We start from the raw sequence: 20,698 nt of genomic DNA, 5'->3' as shown, positions 1-20,698 counted from the left end.
GAAACGACAAGGAAAGTGTGCAGATGTGACAGAAAGGGTGTGAAATACGTTCAGGATAAATAACGTCCACGGCAATCAATTGATTGCCGTGGACGTTTGTTTGCGACCCAGTAATCCATTGCTGGTTTGAAGGGGTGCAGAAGGAGGGCGTAAGGAGTTACTTATTCAGTAAGTAATTCACCAGCAAGGCAACCGGACGGCCGCTGGCACCCTTGGTTTTACCGGCGCCGCCCCAGGCTGTACCAGCAATATCCAAATGAGCCCATGGAGTACCTTCAGTGAAACGAGCCAGGAAGCAGGCCGCAGTGGTTGCGCCAGCCAGTGGACCACCAATGTTCGCCATATCGGCAAAGTTGGTATCCAGCAATTCCTGATAATCGTCTTCCAGTGGTAAACGCCAGACTTTATCCCGTGAATAACGAGCCGCCAGTTGCAGCTCATCAGCCAGGGCTTCGTCCTTGGTAAACAGACCCGAGTTTACGGCACCTAAGGCTGCCATACAGGCACCGGTAAGCGTGGCGATATCAACGACGGATGCCGGTTTAAAGTTATCGATGCCATAGGTCAGTGCATCACATAACACCAGGCGACCTTCGGCATCGGTATTGAGGATTTCGATGGTTTTGCCCGATAGACTGGTTACTACATCACCCGGTTTAGAGGCGTGGCCAGATGGCATATTTTCAGCACTGGTGATCATACCAATGATGTTAACTTTCGGTTTCAGTGCAACCAGTGCCTGCATGGTGCCGAGAACCGAGGCGGCACCACACATGTCGTATTTCATTTCGTCCATTTTGGCGCCAGGCTTGAGGCTGATGCCACCGGTATCAAAGGTGATGCCTTTACCAAGAATAATATGCGGCGCATCGTCTGCATTATCGGCACCGGAATATTTCATAATGATCAGTTTGCCCGGTTCGATCGACCCCTTGGCAACGGAGACAAAGGCGCCTGCGCCCATGGCTTCCATCTGATCTTCATCAATAATGGTGGTTTCAACGGCTGGGTTGTCCGCCAGCTTTTCCGCTTCTTCTGCCAGATAGCTTGGCGTACAGATGTTGCCCGGCAGGTTACCCAGATCGCGGGCGTAATTAACACCCTGGGCGATGGCTTCGCCTTTTTCCAGCTGGCTGCTTACATCGGTACCCAGCCAGATAATCTGTTCTGCTTTTTTAGCAGCCTGATCATTATCGGCTTGAGGTTTGGTTGCGGTGAAGCTGTATTGGCTGCGGCCATAGGCCATAGCTGTTTGTTCTGCTAACCAGGACTCACTCACTTCTTCGTTGGCCAGATTGTGGATGCTCAGCGCCACAGAGCCGGATAACTTTGCACTGGCGGCAGCGATTGCGTTCAGTACTTTTAACGCCGTTTCAGTGGTTTGTGGTTTATCACCTGTACCAACAAGCAGTACACGTTCCGCGCTGATACCACTGACACCTGGCAGCAACAGAGTTTCTGCCAGCTTACCGCTGATATCACCAGCGTCGACACGAGCCTGTAAAAAACCGTTTGCGGCATTATTTATTGCCTCTGCAGCTTCAGATAGCTTGCCTGTCTGGTCGAGAGTGACGACAATACAACTCGCCTGGACGTCGGTGGCAGAATTCTGGGAAACCTGATATTGCATACTTGCTCCTGCAGCATGATGTTATATAAGTGTAAACAGTATAGATGCTGCCTGTTTTTAAGATTACAAGGTCTGGCAGATTTTTAAGGGTTTTTAGTTTGATTTTATTTCGATATCTGGCCAGGGAGCTGGCTGGTTCTATGGTTGCAGTAACCACGGTGTTGCTGATGATTCTGATGAGTGGGCGACTGATTCGCCAGCTGGCTTCTGCTGCCGCCGGTGAAGTGTCATTGGAAATTGTATTTTTTACCTTATTACTGCGTTTGCCTTCGTTTCTGGAAATGATTCTGCCGTTGGCGTTATTTATTTCAATTTTGCTGACTTATGGCCGCTTGTACGCTGAAAGTGAAATGACGGTGTTAACCGCAACGGGTTTTTCTAATCGCCGCTTGTTGGGTTACACCATGATCCCTGCAACAGCACTGACGCTGCTGGTTGCTTCTTTTACGCTATACCTGAGCCCATGGGGCGCTCAGAAGATGGAAGAGCTGTATAAAAAACAATCACAGCTGACGGAGTTTGAATTATTGGCCCCCGGACGTTTTCAGAGTACTGAAAAAGGATCACGGGTCACCTACGCCGAAAGTTTATCGGATGATAAATCGGAAATGCGTAACGTATTTATTGCCGATGGTACATCGTTGCTGGTGGCCAAGCGGGGTACTCAATACGTCAGTGATGAAACCGGATCGCGTTTTCTTGAACTGCACGAGGGGCGGCGCTACGACGTGACGCCCGGGCAGCTGGCCATGCAGAGTCTGGATTTTGATTTATACGGGGTCAAAATTGCCGATGAGCCGGAAGCGCGACGTAAATTGCGTAAGGAAGCCGTACCGACCATGGATCTGATTGGTTCTGATAATCCAAAACATCAGGGCCAATTACGCTGGCGTATATCGTTAATTCTGATGGTGCCGATTGTGACCCTGATTGCTTTCCCACTGTCGAAAGTGAATCCGCGACAGGGAAAATTCGCCAAATTATTTCCTGCCATCATTCTGTTTATGATGTATATCTCGTTGATAATTGGTCTGGTTGGCATGATTGAAAAAGGCAAAATTGCCGCTGACGGTGCGATCTGGGGATTACATTTGGTTTATCTGATGATTGGTCTGGGGCTGATGCTGGTGCCGGAATGGCTGCGTCGTCATAAGGTGAAACAACTGTGAATCGTTTAGATCAATACGTCGCTCGTAATGTGTTATTTGCCAGCCTGATGGTGGTGCTGGTGATTGTTGGCCTGGACGGTATCTTTGGCCTGGTGGATGAGTTGGGCCGTCTGAAAGGCGACTATCAATTCGTCGAAGCGCTGCAGTTTATTGGTATGCGTTTACCCCGTCGTGCCTACGAATATATGCCAATGGCTTGTTTGATTGGCTGTCTGGCTGGCCTGGGAACTATGGCGGCTAACAGTGAACTGACGGTGATGCGGGCAGCGGGTGTTTCCGTTGGGCGTATTTCTCTGGCGGTTATGAAGCCGGTGGCGTTGTTAATGGTAATCAGCATGTTGATTGCTGAATACGCCATCCCATCTCTTGAACGTATTGCTCAATCTCAACGTGCCGTGGCTCAAGGAAAAGCCGAAACCCACAGTAATAAAGGCAGGGGTTACTGGCATCGTGAGGGCAATGAGTTTATGCGCTTTACCGCCATCGAGCCCAATGGTGTATTGCACGGTTTGACGCTTTATCAATTTGATGACGAAGCGCAATTACAGCGTATCCGCAGTGCCAGACGAGCGATTTACCAGCGTGAGCAGTGGTTAATGGAACAGGTAACCGATGTTTCTGTCACCGACGAGCGCACGTCTAAACAAAGCTTCAACAGCCTCAGTTGGGAAACCGGTCTAACGCCGGAAAGCCTCAATGTGGTGATGGTACAGCCGCGGGATATGTCGATCTCCAACCTCTATCGTTATACCCGCTATCTGGAAAGTCAGGGGCTGAATGCGGACAACTATTTGTTGTCGTTCTGGCGGAAGGTGACCCAGCCACTGGGAACATTTGCGCTGGTGGTGTTGGGGATTTCGTTTATTTTTGGTCCGCTGCGGGCGGTAACACCGGGTTATCGTATCTTCTCAGGAATTCTGGTGGGGTTGGTGTATAAATATGCCGAAGAGTTGTTGGCGCCTGCCAGTATCGTGTTTGGCTTCGAGCCGGTATGGGCCAGTGTGATACCGATTGTTGGCTGTTTCAGTATCGGCTTCTGGATGTTGCGTAAAGCGGGTTAGCCGCTTTACGCAATGATGAGAGTCGTTACTTCTTCTGGCGCATTTCTTTGGGAATAAAAACCTGATGGCTGACAGAAGCAATGTCGTGCCAGCTGCGTTGTTTTTTGTCGATTAACGCCCAGAAAAAACCGAGTCCAAAGGTTGCCAGGGAAAAGAAGCCAATACCAACACGGAGCATGCATTGACTGAGTTGTAACATGCCGCCGTTGTCATTCACTAGTTTCAGTCCCCAGGCTTTCATACCGACTGTCTGACCATTACGGCGACGCCATGAGTCACTGTAGTAAAAGAATGCAATGATAAACATCAGCGACAAATTAACGGCCGCGGGCAGTTCCCCCGGGAATTGATTATTATTGGTGGCTTTAATCACGGCGACCACAGCAAAGCCTGCCATGATATAAAGTGCAATCAAAATCAGACCATCATAGATCATAGCGGCCAGGCGCCGGATTAATGGTGCCGTTGCATAGTTGGTATCAGACATAGACTTCCAGTTATTGGTTGGGCTTGCTACTGAGCGTAAAAAACGCCGACATCATAACAAAACACTGCAGAACGCTGAATATTGATGCATAACAATCAACCTCTGAACGATCAAATGCCAGCCTGGCGTGGCTGGATTGCCGCTATCCGGCTGAAAACATTGCCGGCCGTGCTTGCGCCGGTGATTCTCGGTCAGTTCCTGGCGTGGCAGGCTGCCAGCCAATTCTCCTGGTTTCTGGCAGCTGTCATTTCAGGCTGTGCTTTGTTATTACAAATTGGCGTTAACCTGGCGAATGATGTTTTTGATTTTGAGGCCGGTGTTGATGGCCTTGATCGGTTAGGGCCTGCCAGAGCTGCGCAGTCCGGATGGCTGACTGTGCAACAGTTGCGTCGAGGCCTGATCCTTGTTCTGAGCCTCGCCAGTTTATTGGGGCTGGTGTTAGTTGCTTATGGCGGCTGGCTGTTTTTATTGCTGGGTAGTCTCAGTATTCTCGCTGCATTGGCTTACAGTGCCGGGCCGTTTCCGTTGGCGTCTCATGCGCTGGGTGAAGTGACGGTCTTTTTGTTTTTTGGTTTGCTAGCCGTTGTTGGTGGCTTCTATTTACAGCACCCGGAAATCAGTGATTCTGTTTGGGGATACGGTGCGGCGATGGGGGCACTGACCGCTGCCATTATGCTGGTCAATAATATCCGTGACGTCAGCAGTGACCGGGCAGCGGGCAAGCACACATTGATTGTTATCATCGGCACGGATTGGGGTCGAGTTTTCTATGGATTGCTGCTGTTTTCTGCATCGCTGTGGCACTTGCAGTTCAGCTTGTCTGCCATCTTCTTATGTCTAATCAGCGCTGCTTTATGGCGAAAATTGTATCGCCGTGAAGGTGTGGCTTTGAATCAGCAGTTAGCGCAGACTGCCGTGTTTTGTTTGATTTACAGCCTGGTTGTTGTTGCAGATCATTGGATTTAATCGCCTGTTTTTTCACAATAGGTGCAGATAGAAATAAACGAGGTTGTTATGGTAGATATCGCTGATATACGTAAAGAATATACCCAAGGGCGGCTGGACGAGGAGACCTGTGCTCCGGATCCGATCACTCAGTTTCATGCCTGGTTTGAGCAGTACCGTGAAACCAATCCTCCTGAGCCAACCATTATGACGATGGCCAGCTGTGATGAGAATGGTCAGCCGTGGCAGCGTATTTTGTTGTTAAAGGGGTATGACGAACAGGGCTTTGTGTTCTTTACCAACTATGAGAGCAACAAGGGTCAGCAACTGGCCGAAAATGGTAAAGCGGCTCTGCATTTCTTCTGGATCAATATGGAACGCCAGGTTCAGATTCAGGGCGAAGTCGAGAAAATTTCCCGTGAAGATGCCGAGCGTTACTTCCATTCCCGACCGCGGGAAAGTCAGCTGGGTGCCTGGGCGTCCGCCCAAAGCCGACCTTTGCAAAACCGTCAGCAATTAGAAGACAAATTTGCCGCTGTATCAGAACAGTTTGAAGGGCAGGATGTACCGCTGCCGGGCTACTGGGGTGGTTATCGAATCAAACCGCAGCGTATGGAATTCTGGCAGGGTGGTGCACATCGTTTACACGATCGGGTTGAGTACAATGCCGACGGTAATGGTGGCTGGCAAAAACAACGCCTGAATCCTTAATGCTCGTGACTCCTACTGAGGGAGAAGCTGAACTCAACCTGCAGTTCATTTGCCTGCACATGGCGGGTTAATTCTCCCTGCAGTTGGCTGCCGACAATGTAGTCACAGAGCAGCCATGCTTCTGGTAATGGGCTGTCATCAATATTCGTGTTGTTTGTGGTGGCAAACGTCATCGCCAGACAAGCAAGGTCTCCTCTCAGAGTCAGACGCAGTGTTAATGCGTCGGTAACCTTCAGCAGTGGCTCCTGCAAAATCAGACAATTCAGTAGAAAGGCAATCAGCTTGTCGTTCTCTTCCAATATCAGTGACAGTGGAAAATCTTCATGAATGGTGACCGCGCTTAACTGGTGATGTTGTTGCAGCCAGACTCGCAGCATGGAACTCAGATCGAGACTGCGCGGAGGGTGATTGATCTCTAGGTCCAGATACTGGCCCAACAGATCGAGCATTGTGTGGTTTTCTGTTTTCAGATATTCCAACAGTAAAATATTAAAGCGGGTATTCAACTGGTTCATCTGACTTTGCTGGAAGCGCTCGAGTTGACCGGTCAATTTCTGGATATTGGCTTTCGCACGTTGCTGTTCTTCGTACAGCTCTTCAGTGCGTTTCGCGACTTTATTTTCCAGATTAATCGCCAGTTCCTGAGCTTTGCGGGTAGCAATCTGCTCTTTGGTTTTATCCACCAGGCACAACAAAATATCCAATGGCCGGCTTTCGTGGTACGAGATAACCTGGATGGTGGTATCAAGAAACTTCTCTTCCTGATTCAGATTAATCACCTGAATACAGGTTTGCAGCCGATTGACCCGGCCGAATAACAATTGATTAAAACGTTCTCTCAACTCAACACTTTGCTCACCATGAAACAGCTCGCGGAATTTTTCCATCGGATGTTCGCTGGCTTCCAGCTCTTTCTGGTTACTGCCAAGAAGTTGGGCGAAATGATGGTTGCAGCTGATCTTGTCTTCCTGGCTGTTGTACTGACAAAGCCCGAGAGCAGCGTTATCAACCGCAATCGAGAGCTGCTCTTTGGTCTCTTCTAACTGTGCCTTACTTTTTTCGCGCTCGACCATGTCGGCTTTTAACGTGTTGCGCATTTTATTAATGGCAGCAGCTACCAGATCCAGTTCGTCCTGTTTCTCTGAGCGACTATTCAGGGTTAATGCCGACTCCAGGTTATCGAGAGAAAAGCGGCTGGCCCAGTTCGACATAATCCGTAACCGTTGGGTGATTAACGCCCGGACAATGGCCAACAGGAAAATCGATACCGAGAAAGTTTTAATAAACTGGGTTAAAAGAATCTGTACAGCCTTTTCCTGTAATTCGTCATACAGGTCAGCGTAATTGATATCGATATGCAGATTGCCGAGATTATATTCTTTTCCCGAGTTCTGATAATTCAACGGAAAGGAATGGCGCTGATCGGTGCGGCTTAATACATCCCCGGCGCTGTGGATCAGATTATTCTGTGTCTCAATGTAGACATAGACAACGCCGGGAAAGTTAAGAATACCTTCCAGCTGAGACTCAATCTGGCGGGTATCGAAATTCCATAAGCTGTAACTGATACTTTGCTGATAGCTGTTCTGAATTTGCTGGCCGTTGGTCTCATATTCACTGACACCACGCTTATAGTCGCTCAGCAGAATAAAGCCGGACGTCGCCAGGGTAATAACAAAGCTGAACGCCAACAGATAAGACAGCAGTGTGATACCGACGTGGCGGCGATTATTTTTTTCAGACTCAGTCAGGCTATTCAAAGCGGTTATCCCAAACAGCGATGCTTTAACTATAGCTACTCTGGCAGGGGCAGGGTATCTCCGTTGGGAGATTCTTCATCCGTTGCTTTGTAATACCAAAGTAATATTCGTGCCAGTTTATCAGCAGGTGATGTAAATATCTGTATTTGTTGATCTGGTGCAATATCCTCACGGCATGTCGGGAACTGGGCTCTTTATTATTGATTTGTATCAAAATGGTGCAGTCACAGTTCTTTAATCTGCACTCATCTTATGAAGACGCACAAAATTAAGGAGTGCTTAATGAAACTGTTAAAAACCCTGTTAGCAAGCGCTGTTGCTGTATCTGCGATGCCTGCTCTGGCGTATGACGCTGGTGATATCATTGTTAAAGCTGGTATTGCTCACGTAGCTCCTAAAGATGACAATCTTAAACTGGCTGGTGCAGGTACCGTAGAAGTTGAAAGTGACACTCAGCTGGGTATTACTGCTACTTACATGGTAACCCCACAAATTGGTGTGGAAGTTTTGGCGGCAACCCCGTTTAAACACGATATTAAGCTGAATGGTAAAAAAGTGGCGACTACCAAACACCTGCCACCAACCATTTCTGCTCAATACTACCCGATGGATCCGGCGTCTAAGATTCAGCCGTACGTCGGTTTAGGTATTAACCACACGTTCTTCTTTGATGAAGATGGTATCGTTAACCACCTGGGCAAAAGCACTGGTTTAGCTCTGTCTGCCGGTATGAACTATGACATCGATGACAAGTTCATGGCGAATGTTGCAGTTTGGAAAATTGATATTGATTCCGAACTGAATGAAGGTGGTAAAGATGTAGAAATCGACCCGCTGGTATTTATGGTCGGTGCAGGTATGAAGTTCTGATTTGAACTTTTAAGCACTAATAAGAAAGATATAAAAAAACCACGCATATGCGTGGTTTTTTTATATCTTTCTTATTAACGTAAATAGTTATCAATAATGTCTTGATGTATTTTACTTTTCCTATAGATATAAAATCTTGATATTTCAATTCTGTTACAGACATAATTGCGGCATCTGATAATAGCAATTCATATCAGGACGCTATATGTTGAATATCAAATTAATTGTCTCATTCTTTGTTATTAATATTGTTTGTTTTACAACGCAGGCATATGGAAATGACCATCAAAACGAGTATCAGAAGTTCAAAGCGCTTCAGGCTGCCAGCCAACCAGTGAGTATTGAAGTGGTGGAAGTCAGTGAACGATTCATCAATGCCTGTTCTGTTGTCGCCGATCTGGATGTCGTAACAGCAGAGGGAGCTGCAGATCCAACCAGTGCTGTTTATCGTATGCCGCAGGAATGTATGGATGATCAGAGCGACTGCAGTTGCTCTGCGTCCACCCGGGATCAGATTTGTGTGTTCGAGTGCACCGCCGGTTTATAAGCTCCAGACCCGAAAATCGTATTTGATCAGACATAAAAAACGCCACTTAATAGTGGCGTTTTTTATGTTCGATTGCAGGACCTGATCAGGCAGGCTCTGCATTAACAGGTTTGACCACATAGAGCAGGTCGCCCTGGTTCACTTGTTGGCCATCCGAGTTCATAATCCGGGTGACTTTAAACTGCTGCTTAGCAGGGTAAAGCTCAGCGCCGGCGCGGTTGAACTGTTTCAGGTTGAGCGGGGTAAACATCTTCATCGCTTCCATCAGGCACAGAGTCTGGTCAATGCTGATGATGTCACCTTCTTTCACAAACGGAGGTTCCGTTGGTGATGCGGAGCCGTAGAAGATACTGGTGCTTGGCGACAGTACTTTCAACTCGTCAGAGCCTTCGATGGCCAGCGCGGAAGCATCAACGGCATCTGCGGATAAATCAGCGGCCTCTTCGATATCACTGATCAACGCATCTACGTCCATACGGTCGAGGAATTGCGGCAGATAGGTTGTATCGTAGATACCTTTCTGGAATACCTCATCATCCAGAACGCGTTTCAGCAATGGAATATTGGTGCATACACCCGTGATACGAACCCGTTCCAGATACTCACGCAGCTTGGCAATGGTATCGTCACGATCCTTACCGTAACAGATAATCTGAGTCACCATGCTGTCGTAGAATGGCGATACCTGCTTGCCAGGTGCTGCCATTGAGATCAGCTCAATATAGTCTTCTTCCGGCAATATACATTCGCGAATTCGACCCGGTGTTGGTACAAACTCAACATCATCGCCTTTGCGGACTGCTTTCTCAGCGTTAACACGAACTTCGATAGCATAACCGTTGGCCACTGGCTTCAGATCGTCAATGGCTTCGCCCTGGGCGATCTTGAACTGAGTGCTGACGATATCAATACCAGATACCAGCTCAGTTACTGGGTGCTCAACCTGCAGACGTGTGTTCATCTCCATAAAGTAGATGGTGTCGTTGTCGAGATCGAAGATAAATTCAACGGTACCGGCGCCAACGTAGTTAACGGCATCTGCCAGTTTGGCGGCAAAATCGTATGCACCTTGTTCCAGCTCACGTGGCAGCATCGTAGAGCCGGACTCTTCGAAAATCTTCTGGTTATTACGCTGCACCGAACAGTCGCGCAGACCCAGAATCTTGGTGTTTCCATGGCTGTCGCGTAACACCTGCACTTCAATATGGCGCAATGATGTAACGTATTTTTCCAGGTAGACGTCACCGTTACCGAAGGCCGCTTTTGCTTCGGTCGAAATCTGATGGAACAAGCTATGAATCTTATCCGGAGATTCCACCACCTGAATGCCTTTACCACCACCACCGTGTACCGCTTTTAACAGTACCGGGTAACCAATCTCATCAGCCACGCTGGCGGCATTGGCAGAGCTGGTCAGAATGCCATGTGAACCCGGTACAACCGGAACTTCTACACGCATTGCGGTGTTAATGGCGTTGGACTTATTACCCATGGTTTCCATTGATGAAACCGGCGGGCCAACAAAATTGATATCGTGGTTACCACACAGGGCGGCAAACTGGCTGCTTTCTGACAGGAAGCCAATACCCGGGTGTAACGCATCAATGCCTTCATGATGAGCAACACGCAGCACCGATTTGGCGTTCAGGTAGGATTCGTCTGGCGTATTACCACCGATACACACCACGCGATCTTCAGGCCCCAACATGTCGACCGGCACTGAGTCCATATCCGGGTCGGACTGAACCAGTACAACTTTGATGTCGTTTTCCTGAGCCTTACGGATCAGCTTAACGGCAGTACAGCCACGGGCATGCACCAATACTTTATCGATATTGCCGTATTTCTTGCTTTCGTTGGCCGCGTCACCCGTGTCTGGGGCAAAACGTTCGGCGGTGACATAACCCTGAAGTACGCGATCCAGAACGTCATCGACGGTATGACGCGCGGTTGGCATATCCGGGTCAATCGCACGCAGGCGACTGTCGAGGTCATCAAAGAACGGATGTTGTACCAGACCGTCCATCGATTCCGGAGAAACCGATAAGTAGTTCGACAGGGTACACGTACTTGGCAGGTAGCTTGGTACGACAATCTGACCGGCAAACGGCATGTTGGTGCCGGAGAAGTAATAGGTTTGCGCCAGTGGGTGAGTCACAAACGACGCCTGTGCGCCACCGGTACAATCACCAAAACCAAAGATCACTAATGGCAGGTCGTTGTCTCGAACAAAGCGGGTGATGCGGTCATTAACGATCGCCATGGAGAATAAGGCTGCTGCACCTTCTTTAGTTTGCATACCACCAGAAGATACAAAGCAAACGATCGGCAGTTGCTGGCGAGCACACTCGACCATCAACTTGCAGAACTTCTCGGCACTGGCCATATCGAAGGCGCCCGCCTGGAAATTCAGGTTGGAAACCAGCGCACCAACGCGTTGTTGGCGATCACCAATTTTAATGGTGCCGATACCGGTTAATACGCCGCATGGTTTTTCGTCTTTATTTAACGCACCTTCGATGGAGCTACGGAAGCCCGGGAATGAAACCGGATCAGCAGACATCAGCGAACCGTTAATTTCATCGAAATCGGCGAAGAAGCGTTCGATTAATGCAGCCGGAGTGGTTTTCTTCTGACGTTTAGTGTCATCCAGAACCTGTTGAATAAGCAGGTCGTGGTAGCCCATGGTCAGACGGTTCCAGAAGTCTTTACGACGACCAATGGAAACCGGATTAATACGGCCGTTATAGTTTTTACCTTCCTGCTCGGCTTCGTGGTATTCCGCCAGCAGTTTTTCAAAGATAAAGGTAATAACAACAAACAGGGTGTCTGACAGGCGAGGGAAGGCCAGTTTCTTCCATTCTTCAACCGACTTCAGGAATTCGACACGGGCAGAGCTCTTAATGAAGTAGCTCAACCAGTGGTTAAAGGATTCGCGTTCCTGCGGGGTATAGCTGTCACCGGAAGTGGCTTCTGCCAGTGACTTATCCAGTAATTCTTTCACCGCATCGCTGGAAAGCGCGCGGGTTTCGTTCGCTTCTTTGGCAACGTTTACCAGGTTGTAGATAAAGTTATCGTACAGCTGACCAAACACCAGCATGTTCTGGCAAACCTGGCTGAATTCGTATCGCAGTTCGTCGTGCAGAATCGCATCCAGGATGGTGATATCAGGGTGTGCCGGGTTCTGGATGTTTTCCTGGCGGAACTGAATATAAGGGGCCAGTGCTTCTTCCAGAATGCGACGATTCGCTTCAACTTTAGCCACTGCCACGCTGTTGGCGATGGCTTCCGTGCGGGTTGATAACTTCAGTTCGTCACGGACATTTTCCGGGATAAGTTCGTGTTGCAGTACGGTATTCAGCGCACTGGCAATTGATTGCTTTAACGCACCTTTGGCCTGTTCACCGGCCATTTCAGTGGTCAGGTCCTGGCGGGTTTCGTGTGGCAGTACTTCACGAATATACACAGCCAGTGGGTGCGGGTTATTTTCGATAAAATCTGCAACGGCTTCGGTATCGAGAATATCGTTCGCACGCAGCATAAAGCGGCTTTGCTTGTAGTCTTCCAGATAATTAAGCAGGCCCTGGAAATTAACCGGAGCGTCGGCTTTCCAGCGGTTAAACAGATACAGACCCAGGTTAAAGCACAGGTCCTGTTTGGCCTTGAGGTAATTATCTTTTGGTTCACCGAAGAACAAACGAGCAATAGTTGAACGGCTTTCATCGCGCTCTTCGTACTTGCTCCAGAAGGTTTTCCAGCTTTTGTGCAGAGCGTCGTCGTAAACGATTTTTTCCGGCGCCTGGATCCAGTTCTGGAATTTGCGTTGCGCTTCACGCTCGTTGCGTTGTTGCAGCTGGCCTTCCGGAATTTCTTTTTCCGCCAGGCGGCCATAATTTTCAACGCTGGTGGCGTGAATACGGCGGCGCAGAGTCAGGTAGCGGGTATAACGATACGTCAGGCCAAAGATGTTCAGGTGTTCGGTTGGCGTTTCCGCCAGGAAAAAGTTGGCATCACGCTGCACTTTTTCCAGTTTATCGGATGGTTCCAGGAAGCGATCAATACTGCGCTTGTAGTGATCCATCAGATACGGATTATTGCGGGCAAATTCTGCCGAACTTGCTTCGATGGACTCAATGCCCGTCACCACAGCCTGGTGCAGGTTGTAACGTTTTTCGTCAGCATCGCTTGGGGCGTAATCGATAATGCCATCGATGATGCCGGCTTCTTTTAATTCGAATCCGGAAACGCCCACATATTTTGCACATTCTTGCCAGGACAAGTTGTACTTGCGCGCAATACTGGCCAGACCCTGAGGCTGAATGGTGTTAAAGATACCATCACGGACGGATAACAAAATGTTGGTTGTTGCCAGTGGGATAGCACCACCGGAATAACCCGCACCCCAGATAATACCCAGAGTTGGTACATCGTTGTTGGCCATTTCAGTAATCAGGTGCGAAATCGAATGCGCCTGGTTACCAGCATTGGCGGCTTCGCCCGCGTCTGCTCCGGGGGTGTCGATAAACGTAACAATTGGCATCGCACGCTGAGCAAAAGCACGAACCTGCTCGGCGGCTTTGTTGTGGTGCTGAGGACCCCAAACGCCATTGTTGTGTTCACGGTTCTGGCAGATAAAGCCAACACGACGAACCTTACCATTGAAGTCCATATCGGCTTCACAGGTATATAACGGGCCGTCTTCCAGTTCGGTAATCGTGCGCAGAATCAGGTGCTGAACAATCGCTTTTGCACCAATACGCTGGTTGTTTTCACTGGGAGAAACAACCTGCTCGATATAATCATCGATATTTAAGCCGGATAAACGCTCGCGTTCGCTGTCACACCGTTCCGGAGCAATTAAGCCTTTTACTGTGTGATCAATCGGGTTGTCTTCGAATTCCGGGAAAAGAGAAAAGTCAGCAGAAAGCTGTTCAGCTTTCAAAAACAGCTGATCAATATGGGCCTGTTCGTTGTCGATGGAACTGGGTGCCTGTTGGTCTGTCATTGTAACTAAATCCATACTGTGCCAAAGCGAGATCAACCAAAGTCAGATGAAACGGGGTTGACCGGAAAAAACTAAAAAATATTGAGTTGGCATTCATTTTTCGGGGACGGTATTGGCTCCGCTGAAAGCTGGCTGCCGACGGATGTCAGCAGCGCTTTTTCCTGAAAACAGCTAATGCCTTGTACAGCGACTGAGTATGTCATTTTTTGCGGTAAGTGAACAACGTCATCACAGCAATATTGACATTCCTTTAATAATCAAACGGCCTTAAATATCAGGGTGGCGTTGGTGCCACCAAATCCAAAGCTGTTCGACATTACGGTAGTTAATTGGGCTTCACGGTTTTTGGTGACGATATCAAATCCTTCTGTGCCTTCATCGATGGCTTCGATGTTGGCGCTACCGGTAATAAAGCCGTGTTGTTGCATTAATAAGCTGTAAATAGCTTCCTGAACGCCTGCAGCGCCCAGAGAGTGGCCGGTCAGTGATTTGGTGGAGCTGATTGGAGGGCGTTGTTCGCCAAATGCTTCACCAACGGCTTTTAATTCAGTAATGTCGCCAGCCGGCGTACTGGTGCCGTGGGTGTTCAGGTAATCAATCTCCGGGTTGTCAGCCATTTCCAGCGCCATTTGCATGCAGCGCACAGCACCTTCGCCGGAAGGGGCGACCATATCAGCGCCATCGGAGGTTGCGCCATAGCCAACCAGTTCGGCGTAAATGGTCGCACCACGGGCTACCGCGTGTTCATATTCTTCTAATACCAACATGCCGCCACCGCCAGCGATCACAAAACCATCACGGGTGGAGCAATACGCGCGGGAAGCGCTTTCTGGTGTGTCGTTATATTTGCTGGATAATGCGCCCATGGCATCAAACTGGGCGCTGAGGCTCCAGTGCTCTTCTTCGCCGCCACCGGCAAATACCACGTCTTGCTTACCCCATTGAATCAGTTCCATTGCATGGCCAATACAATGTGCACTGGTGGCACACGCGGAGGTCATGGAGTAGTTCACGCCTTTAATCGAGAACGGGGTTGCCAGGTTGGCAGAAGTCGTCGAGCCCATGGTACGGGTCACACGATAAGGGCCAACCTTACGAATGCCTTTTTCACGCAGGATATCAACGGATTCAACGATGTCTGAAGAAGAAGCACCACCAGAGCCGGTAACCAGACCGGTACGTGGGTTGCTAACGATTTCTTCAGGCAGGCCAGCGTCTGCGATGGCTTCTTTCATCGACAGATACGAATACGCGGCCGAGTCACCCATAAAGCGCTTTAATTTACGATCAATATGTTCCGCCAGGTCAATATTCGGTTTGCCGGCGACATGGCTGCGAAAGCCCATTTCCTGATATTCAGGCTGGAAGGAAATACCGGAGCGCTGAGCCTGCAATGAAGCCAAAACTTCTTCTTTATTGTTGCCCAGACAACCCACGATGCCCATACCTGTAACAACTACTCGACGCATATCTAATCTCAACTTGTGTTTTTTAAATTCTTGCCAGCATATTACCGAAAGATTGAGGTAATATTTCAGCTTCAACTAATATTTCTGCGCTCCACTATATAGCAGTGGTGGAAAAGGCATAAAGAAAAATATTATTGACATCAGGTTGTTAATCAAAGGTTAAAGGTTGTATTCGAAATGGCTGAAAAAGGTGTGCGCTGGCAGCGTGTTCAGGAGCTTATGCTGGAAAATGCACTGGACGTTGAAACCATGGCGGCTTGCTTGGGAGTGGATGAGGTTAAGCTTGAAGCCATGATTGGTGAAAGTGCTAAACGTAAAATCCCTGACTCACTGGCGCAACAAATGGAGCAGACATTTTCCAAGCCACAAGGCTGGCTCGACCAGGGAGATGACGGCGGAATTACCTTCGACTTATTTGGATCCTGAGTATCGATGCTCAGCAATTTAAAGCCCTGAACAAGCAGGGCTTTAAGCGGTTATACCGAAGGTCGTAATAAACGAATAAATGGCAACCAGAATTGACGTACGGCGATCACCAAAGCGGTGACGCTGGTGATTACTCCCAGTGCCTGAGTGTCAGGGTATCGGTCTTCATGAAATGCTAGCGCGACGGTCGCTAATGTCAGCAAGATAACACTCGCAAACTTCCAACCATGTGCCTGAAATGCCTTAAAGTGGCTTTCCAGGTACACGCAAAAAATGGCAGTCGCGATACCGGCACCACCGCCAGTTAAAATATCGACCGGCCAATGTGCGCCAACCATCACCCGGCTGAGTGCAGCCAAAACACCCATGATCATGACAAAAACGATCAATGCCGGGCGCAAAGTATTCAGCGCAATTAATGTGGCGCAACTCAGCGCAGTAAAAGCATGTCCTGAAGGAAAACTCTCGTTTTTCAGAGCCGGACCAATCAGGTTAAAGCTGCCAGCTTCCAATGCGGCAGGAGGTCGTGGCAGATTAAGGCTTTGTTTGAAAATATGAACGGCAATACCGCCAATGATCAGCAATAACAATGATTGTGTCAGCATTCTCGGACGATAAACCGCAACAGCAAGCAGTAGGGCAATGGCCCATAGGGTATCCGCCATTAACGTCAGATTGGCCCAGATAGCCGGTGGCAGGGCAGAGCCAGCTTCATTCCAGCTGAGGAAGATGGCCTGATTGGTACCTGTTGCTGCGATGACGGCCGCTGCTACTAACATAAGCACCGCACCGGTAAACAGTACCGGGCGCAACAGGACGTTGTTATTGTGCATTGATGATACCTGACGCATTTTCTTCCGCCGTTCTACGTCGAATAATCATGATCGGCCCCGACTGGAATAACACATCAATGTCGCCGGTATCCTTCAGGCGGTCTTCGCGGGCGTAACCAATCTCACCAGGTTGCAGTGGGCGGCGCTCAGTCCATTTATCGAGGTAGACGTTAAAACTCGGCATATCAATCGATTGAGTCACAACCGGCTGATTCAGCTCTTTGGCAAACTGAGCGGCTTCCCAAACCGGACGCTGTTGCGCCTCACTAATCGCCGGTACAAAAACAAACCAGACAAAAGCCGACTGCAAGGCACCTGTCAGTACCAGTGAAAACCACGGGCTGATGCGCGGCCATAAAATCAGAGCGGCGGATATGATCCAGGTCAGCGCCGCCAGAATGGCAAAATCCTGATTGATAAATTCTGCTGCACGATTGGCTGCTGCAATCTCAATAGGGTTTGTCAGGCCATCGATAATGCCCGGAATCAACAGCGGGAACGCGGTAAATACAGCAAACAGCAGTGACGGAAAAATCAGCGTCAGAATGCGGCTTTTCAGCCAGTGACGATAACGCGCCATCAGAATAACCAGAGGAGTAACACCGTATAAAATGTAGTGCGGTAATTTAGTGCTGGCGACGCTGAACAGCACCAGAACTACTAAAAACCAAATCCACAAATAACGGTTCAGTAAATCCGCCGGTTCGCCATCACGCTGACGAATGGTTTTAAGGCTCGGTACAATTCGCACCAGCAGGGCGCCAAACGGAGCCAGGATAAATGGCAGGAACAACAAGTAGAAGAAAGGTCCACCATCATGGCCTTCCATCGCATTGTTAAAGCGATTGACGTTGTGTTTCAGAATAAAGCCGTCGATAAACGCTTGACCCTGTGCCATGTATTCGAGAATGTACCAGGGCGCTGCAATCAATAAGAACAGAATCCAGCCCGGGAAAAAGAAGATGGCTTTAATAAATGCGTCACGCATGCCTGACCAGATAAAAAAGATTGCAGATACCATCAACGGAATCGCAACAGCAACCGGCCCTTTGGTTAACACGCCTAGCCCCATCAGGGCATAGATGATAAACAGCAGCTTATTCGAAGGCTCAACCGTGTAGCGATACATGCACAACATGGTGGTGGCCAGAATAACATTTAATACCGCGTCGGCTGTGGCCACGTGGGCAATCATATTAATGCCCAGCGCAGCTGCTGCAACCAGTGCTGCGGTAACAGCAATGTCCTGATTCAGGAAGCGGCGACAAAAATAGAAAATTGCCAGTGACCAGCCAATGCCCGCTAATGCAGAAGGCAGACGGAACGCCCAGACCTCATTGCCAAATACGGCAATGGAGGCGGCCTGCAGCCAATAAATCAAAATAGGTTTGTCGAAACGCACCCGATCGTTGAGGTAGGTGGTGATAAAGTCACCACGTTCGAACATGCCACGGGTTGCTTCACTGAAAGCCCCTTCATCGTGATCGAACAGCAGGTAGCCGCCCAGATTCATAAAGAAAAATGCAATCAGGGCGGCTATCAGCCAGTAAGGGACAGAGAGGTTTCGCATGGATCAGCTGTTTTCCGTGTTGCTGTCTGCCGCTGGTGCGGTTGGCTGTTTCATTTCTGACGAGTTTGCCCAACAGGTTTCTTCGTCATCACATTCAGCATCACGGTTGTAGATCACGTATTGCTGACGCTGCGATGATTCGAAGTAGGTTCGTGAAATCAGCTCAGACAATACCCCGGTGGTCAGGAATTGCAGTGCCGCAATGACACACACAACCGAGATCAGGAACAGCGGACGGGTGCCTATGTCTTCGCCGAGGAAGATTTTCAGGAAGCCCAGATAAGCCAGTAATAAACCACCAACGGAACCCAGTGCCAGACCAATTGAACCGAAGAAATGGCCCGGACGTGCGCGGTAACGCATAAAGAAGTAAACCGACAGCAGGTCCAGAATAACGCGGAAAGTACGCGAAATACCGTATTTGGATTCGCCTGCCACACGCGCATTGTGTTTAACCACAATCTCACCAATACGGCTTGGCGGCACAACCGCAGCGACCCAGGCCGGGATAAAGCGGTGCATTTCACCGTACAAACGAACCTGTTTGATGACCGATGATTTATAGATTTTCAGTGAGCAACCGTAGTCATTGATGCGCACACCGGTGATTTTACCGATTAAGCGGTTAGCGATGCGGGATGGGATTTTACGCAGCACCAGGTCATCTTTACGGTTTTTGCGCCAGCCGGTTAACAGGTCCAGATCATTTTCAATCAGGTGGTCAACCATGCGGGGAATGTCGGCTGGGTCGTTCTGCAGATCGCCATCTAATGTGGCAATCAGTTCACCACGGGCTTCATCAATACCAGCTTGCATGGCAGCAGTCTGGCCGAAGTTACGACGCAGCTCGATCACGCGCACGTGAGTGCCGTATTTTTCAGTCTCTTTATGCAGAGCTTGCGGGGTGCCATCGGTACTGCCGTCATCAACGACCAGCAGTTCCCATGCTCCCTGATAATCAGCCAGTCCCTCGTGTACACGAGCAACCATAGGGGAAACGTTGTCAATTTCGTTGAACATTGGAATGACAACGGATAAGGATGGTGTTGTTGCCTCAGTCAAGGTAGATACCACTCTGTACCGATAATTATAAAAAAGTTGGGGGATAATACCCAAAAGCCTGAGCAGTGAAAACTAAAGTCGTGTCAACGTCAGGCTGGGAAGGGCTGTGATGGTGCAACAGAGTGTTTTAATGATGCGCTGGGCGATTCTTCGCTGTACGAATAGTGAGCAAAGCAATCAAGCCCGTCAGAATAAAGGTACTGCCAAGCACAAATAAATGCAGATTCACTGCGGCCGCGAGAGCCTGCGATTTATCCAGTCCCCATGGGATTAATCCGGCAACGATGCCGGCTTCATACGTGCCTGCGCCCGCCAGTCCATTAATGGGGAGAACGCTGGATAACTCTCCGGCAGTGGCGCCAATCCAGCTCTGGTTAAATGGCATGGGTAAAAACTGCTGCAACAACCAGGCGTAAACCGCCAGCTTTAATGCCCAGTTAATCAGAGTCCAGAACAGAGCCCGGACAAACGGCCATGGAGACTTAGGCAGTGCGTGCATCAGCTCGGCTACTTTATCTGACCAGCCAGCAGGGTGTTGATTCAGAAACGTTTCCACCCGGTTTTGCAGTGGCAAGACAATTAATGGTGCAGCAAGTAACGCTCCGCTGATTAGCCAGCGAGTTTGCTCGCTGAGAGGCAACAGGCTTTGCAGTGATACAACGGCCAGTACTAATAAAGCATATAAATCGAGCAATCTGAGCCACAACAGTGCCGGAGCGCTATGGCGATACGGCAAGTCGAAATGTTGTTTCATTAATAGTGGGAAGGCGGTTTCGCCACTGCGCATCGGCAGCAGGTTGTTAAAGAAGTTATGTAAAACCGTAATGCGTGTCAGCAGGGTAAAATGACCGCGGCAGTACTGATGAAAAAAATCATAAAAACGCAGGGCGCGTAATAAATAACTTACCAGCATCAACAGCACTGCAATCAACAGCGATTGCGCTGGAATCAGCTGCCAGCTGACTAATACCGAATGCCAGCCGAAACTGCTTTCTACCAGAATGATCAGGCCAACTAACAGGGCCACGCCGGCCCAGAATTTCCACGACTTTAACAATTGTTCCCCGACTCGCTCACAGCCCTGACAAAGAGGGCGGATGGTTGCGGTTGGTGTCGTTAAAGTCAAGTTTGAATAACTGACGAAATCACGTAA

General features: G+C 49.2%; 16 protein-coding genes. 7 read left to right on the top strand and 9 right to left on the bottom strand.

The annotated features are described in order from the left end of the window. Positions 1-157 precede the first annotated feature (157 nt). Positions 158-1,630, bottom strand: a complete 1,473-nt coding sequence (locus ACOQOZ_RS05570) for a leucyl aminopeptidase (protein ID WP_420591289.1) — start codon at positions 1,628-1,630, stop codon at positions 158-160. 98 nt (positions 1,631-1,728) lie between these two features. On the opposite strand from ACOQOZ_RS05570, the gene lptF reads away from it, so the two are divergent. Together lptF and lptG are read left to right on the top strand one after the other, a co-directional pair. Then, positions 1,729-2,799 (top strand): LPS export ABC transporter permease LptF, encoded by a 1,071-nt coding sequence (gene lptF / locus ACOQOZ_RS05565; RefSeq protein WP_420591288.1) that lies wholly within the window; start codon positions 1,729-1,731, stop codon positions 2,797-2,799. After that, on the top strand, positions 2,796-3,860 hold the full coding sequence (gene lptG, locus ACOQOZ_RS05560; RefSeq protein ID WP_420591287.1) for an LPS export ABC transporter permease LptG: 1,065 nt from the start codon (positions 2,796-2,798) through the stop codon (positions 3,858-3,860). Before lptF ends, lptG begins: the two co-directional genes overlap by 4 nt. Positions 3,861-3,885: 25 nt before the next feature. On the opposite strand, the gene ACOQOZ_RS05555 is transcribed toward lptG, so the two are convergent. Further along, entirely contained in the window at positions 3,886-4,347 is a 462-nt protein-coding gene (locus ACOQOZ_RS05555) for an RDD family protein (RefSeq protein WP_420591286.1), read from the bottom strand. An 84-nt stretch (positions 4,348-4,431) separates the two neighbouring features. Here ACOQOZ_RS05555 and menA point away from each other — a divergent pair, with 84 nt between their 5' ends. Then, entirely contained in the window at positions 4,432-5,313 is an 882-nt protein-coding gene (menA, locus tag ACOQOZ_RS05550; protein ID WP_420591285.1) for a 1,4-dihydroxy-2-naphthoate octaprenyltransferase, read from the top strand. Between the two features lie 48 nt (positions 5,314-5,361). Then, positions 5,362-6,003, top strand: coding sequence for a pyridoxamine 5'-phosphate oxidase (gene pdxH, locus ACOQOZ_RS05545; RefSeq protein ID WP_420591284.1), 642 nt, complete (start codon positions 5,362-5,364; stop codon positions 6,001-6,003). Here the strand turns inward: pdxH and ACOQOZ_RS05540 are convergent. Further along, positions 6,000-7,763 carry a hypothetical protein gene (locus tag ACOQOZ_RS05540; protein ID WP_420591283.1) on the bottom strand — a complete coding sequence of 588 codons (1,764 nt, stop codon included), beginning with the start codon at positions 7,761-7,763 and terminating at the stop codon, positions 6,000-6,002. The two genes, pdxH and ACOQOZ_RS05540, sit on opposite strands and share 4 nt — an antisense overlap. Before the next feature lie 282 nt (positions 7,764-8,045). Between ACOQOZ_RS05540 and ACOQOZ_RS05535 the strand changes: the two genes are divergently transcribed. Together ACOQOZ_RS05535 and ACOQOZ_RS05530 are read left to right on the top strand one after the other, a co-directional pair. Further along, positions 8,046-8,633, top strand: coding sequence for an OmpW/AlkL family protein (locus ACOQOZ_RS05535; protein ID WP_420591282.1), 588 nt, complete (start codon positions 8,046-8,048; stop codon positions 8,631-8,633). A gap of 205 nt (positions 8,634-8,838) precedes the next feature. Then, on the top strand, positions 8,839-9,180 hold the full coding sequence (locus tag ACOQOZ_RS05530) for a hypothetical protein (protein ID WP_420591281.1): 342 nt from the start codon (positions 8,839-8,841) through the stop codon (positions 9,178-9,180). Between the two features lie 85 nt (positions 9,181-9,265). Here the strand turns inward: ACOQOZ_RS05530 and ACOQOZ_RS05525 are convergent, their stop codons facing one another. Together ACOQOZ_RS05525 and fabB are read right to left on the bottom strand one after the other, a co-directional pair. Further along, a complete protein-coding gene (locus tag ACOQOZ_RS05525) occupies positions 9,266-14,185 on the bottom strand; it encodes a biotin carboxylase N-terminal domain-containing protein (protein WP_420591280.1) in 4,920 nt (1,639 codons plus the stop codon). A 257-nt stretch (positions 14,186-14,442) separates the two neighbouring features. Beyond that, positions 14,443-15,654 (bottom strand): beta-ketoacyl-ACP synthase I, encoded by a 1,212-nt coding sequence (gene fabB, locus ACOQOZ_RS05520; RefSeq protein ID WP_420591279.1) that lies wholly within the window; start codon positions 15,652-15,654, stop codon positions 14,443-14,445. Between the two features lie 177 nt (positions 15,655-15,831). Here fabB and ACOQOZ_RS05515 point away from each other — a divergent pair, with 177 nt between their 5' ends. Then, the gene (locus ACOQOZ_RS05515) at positions 15,832-16,080 is read left to right on the top strand and encodes a hypothetical protein (RefSeq protein WP_420591278.1); all 249 of its coding nucleotides are present in this window, start codon (positions 15,832-15,834) and stop codon (positions 16,078-16,080) included. Positions 16,081-16,130: 50 nt separating this feature from the next. Here the strand turns inward: ACOQOZ_RS05515 and ACOQOZ_RS05510 are convergent, their stop codons facing one another. From ACOQOZ_RS05510 to ACOQOZ_RS05495, 4 genes are all read right to left on the bottom strand, one after another. Next, positions 16,131-16,913, bottom strand: coding sequence for a phosphatase PAP2 family protein (locus ACOQOZ_RS05510; RefSeq protein WP_420591277.1), 783 nt, complete (start codon positions 16,911-16,913; stop codon positions 16,131-16,133). Continuing rightward, positions 16,903-18,483 carry an ArnT family glycosyltransferase gene (locus ACOQOZ_RS05505; RefSeq protein WP_420591276.1) on the bottom strand — a complete coding sequence of 527 codons (1,581 nt, stop codon included), beginning with the start codon at positions 18,481-18,483 and terminating at the stop codon, positions 16,903-16,905. The genes ACOQOZ_RS05510 and ACOQOZ_RS05505 overlap by 11 nt, the downstream gene beginning before the upstream one ends. 3 nt (positions 18,484-18,486) lie before the next feature. After that, positions 18,487-19,545, bottom strand: coding sequence for a glycosyltransferase family 2 protein (locus ACOQOZ_RS05500; RefSeq protein ID WP_420591275.1), 1,059 nt, complete (start codon positions 19,543-19,545; stop codon positions 18,487-18,489). A gap of 127 nt (positions 19,546-19,672) precedes the next feature. Further along, positions 19,673-20,671: a lysylphosphatidylglycerol synthase transmembrane domain-containing protein gene (locus ACOQOZ_RS05495; protein ID WP_420591274.1), complete on the bottom strand. Its 999-nt coding sequence runs from the start codon at positions 20,669-20,671 to the stop codon at positions 19,673-19,675. Between the last annotated feature and the right edge of the window lie 27 nt (positions 20,672-20,698).

This window comes from Bacterioplanoides sp. (genome assembly GCF_965219715.1).
GTDB lineage: Bacteria > Pseudomonadota > Gammaproteobacteria > Pseudomonadales > Oceanobacteraceae > Bacterioplanoides.
This window is presented reverse-complemented; position numbering and strand designations above follow the sequence as displayed.

What these genes read in the sequence shown, in the direction of transcription:
- pdxH (WP_420591284.1), top strand. Translation starts at nt 5,362, where the DNA reads ATGGTAGATATCGCTGATATACGTAAAGAATATACCCAAGGGCGGCTG.
- fabB (WP_420591279.1), bottom strand. Translation starts at nt 15,654, where the DNA reads ATGCGTCGAGTAGTTGTTACAGGTATGGGCATCGTGGGTTGTCTGGGC.
- ACOQOZ_RS05570 (WP_420591289.1), bottom strand. Translation starts at nt 1,630, where the DNA reads ATGCAATATCAGGTTTCCCAGAATTCTGCCACCGACGTCCAGGCGAGT.
- ACOQOZ_RS05510 (WP_420591277.1), bottom strand. Translation starts at nt 16,913, where the DNA reads ATGCACAATAACAACGTCCTGTTGCGCCCGGTACTGTTTACCGGTGCG.
- ACOQOZ_RS05555 (WP_420591286.1), bottom strand. Translation starts at nt 4,347, where the DNA reads ATGTCTGATACCAACTATGCAACGGCACCATTAATCCGGCGCCTGGCC.
- ACOQOZ_RS05505 (WP_420591276.1), bottom strand. Translation starts at nt 18,483, where the DNA reads ATGCGAAACCTCTCTGTCCCTTACTGGCTGATAGCCGCCCTGATTGCA.
- menA (WP_420591285.1), top strand. Translation starts at nt 4,432, where the DNA reads ATGCATAACAATCAACCTCTGAACGATCAAATGCCAGCCTGGCGTGGC.
- ACOQOZ_RS05530 (WP_420591281.1), top strand. Translation starts at nt 8,839, where the DNA reads ATGTTGAATATCAAATTAATTGTCTCATTCTTTGTTATTAATATTGTT.
- ACOQOZ_RS05515 (WP_420591278.1), top strand. Translation starts at nt 15,832, where the DNA reads ATGGCTGAAAAAGGTGTGCGCTGGCAGCGTGTTCAGGAGCTTATGCTG.
- ACOQOZ_RS05535 (WP_420591282.1), top strand. Translation starts at nt 8,046, where the DNA reads ATGAAACTGTTAAAAACCCTGTTAGCAAGCGCTGTTGCTGTATCTGCG.
- ACOQOZ_RS05525 (WP_420591280.1), bottom strand. Translation starts at nt 14,185, where the DNA reads ATGACAGACCAACAGGCACCCAGTTCCATCGACAACGAACAGGCCCAT.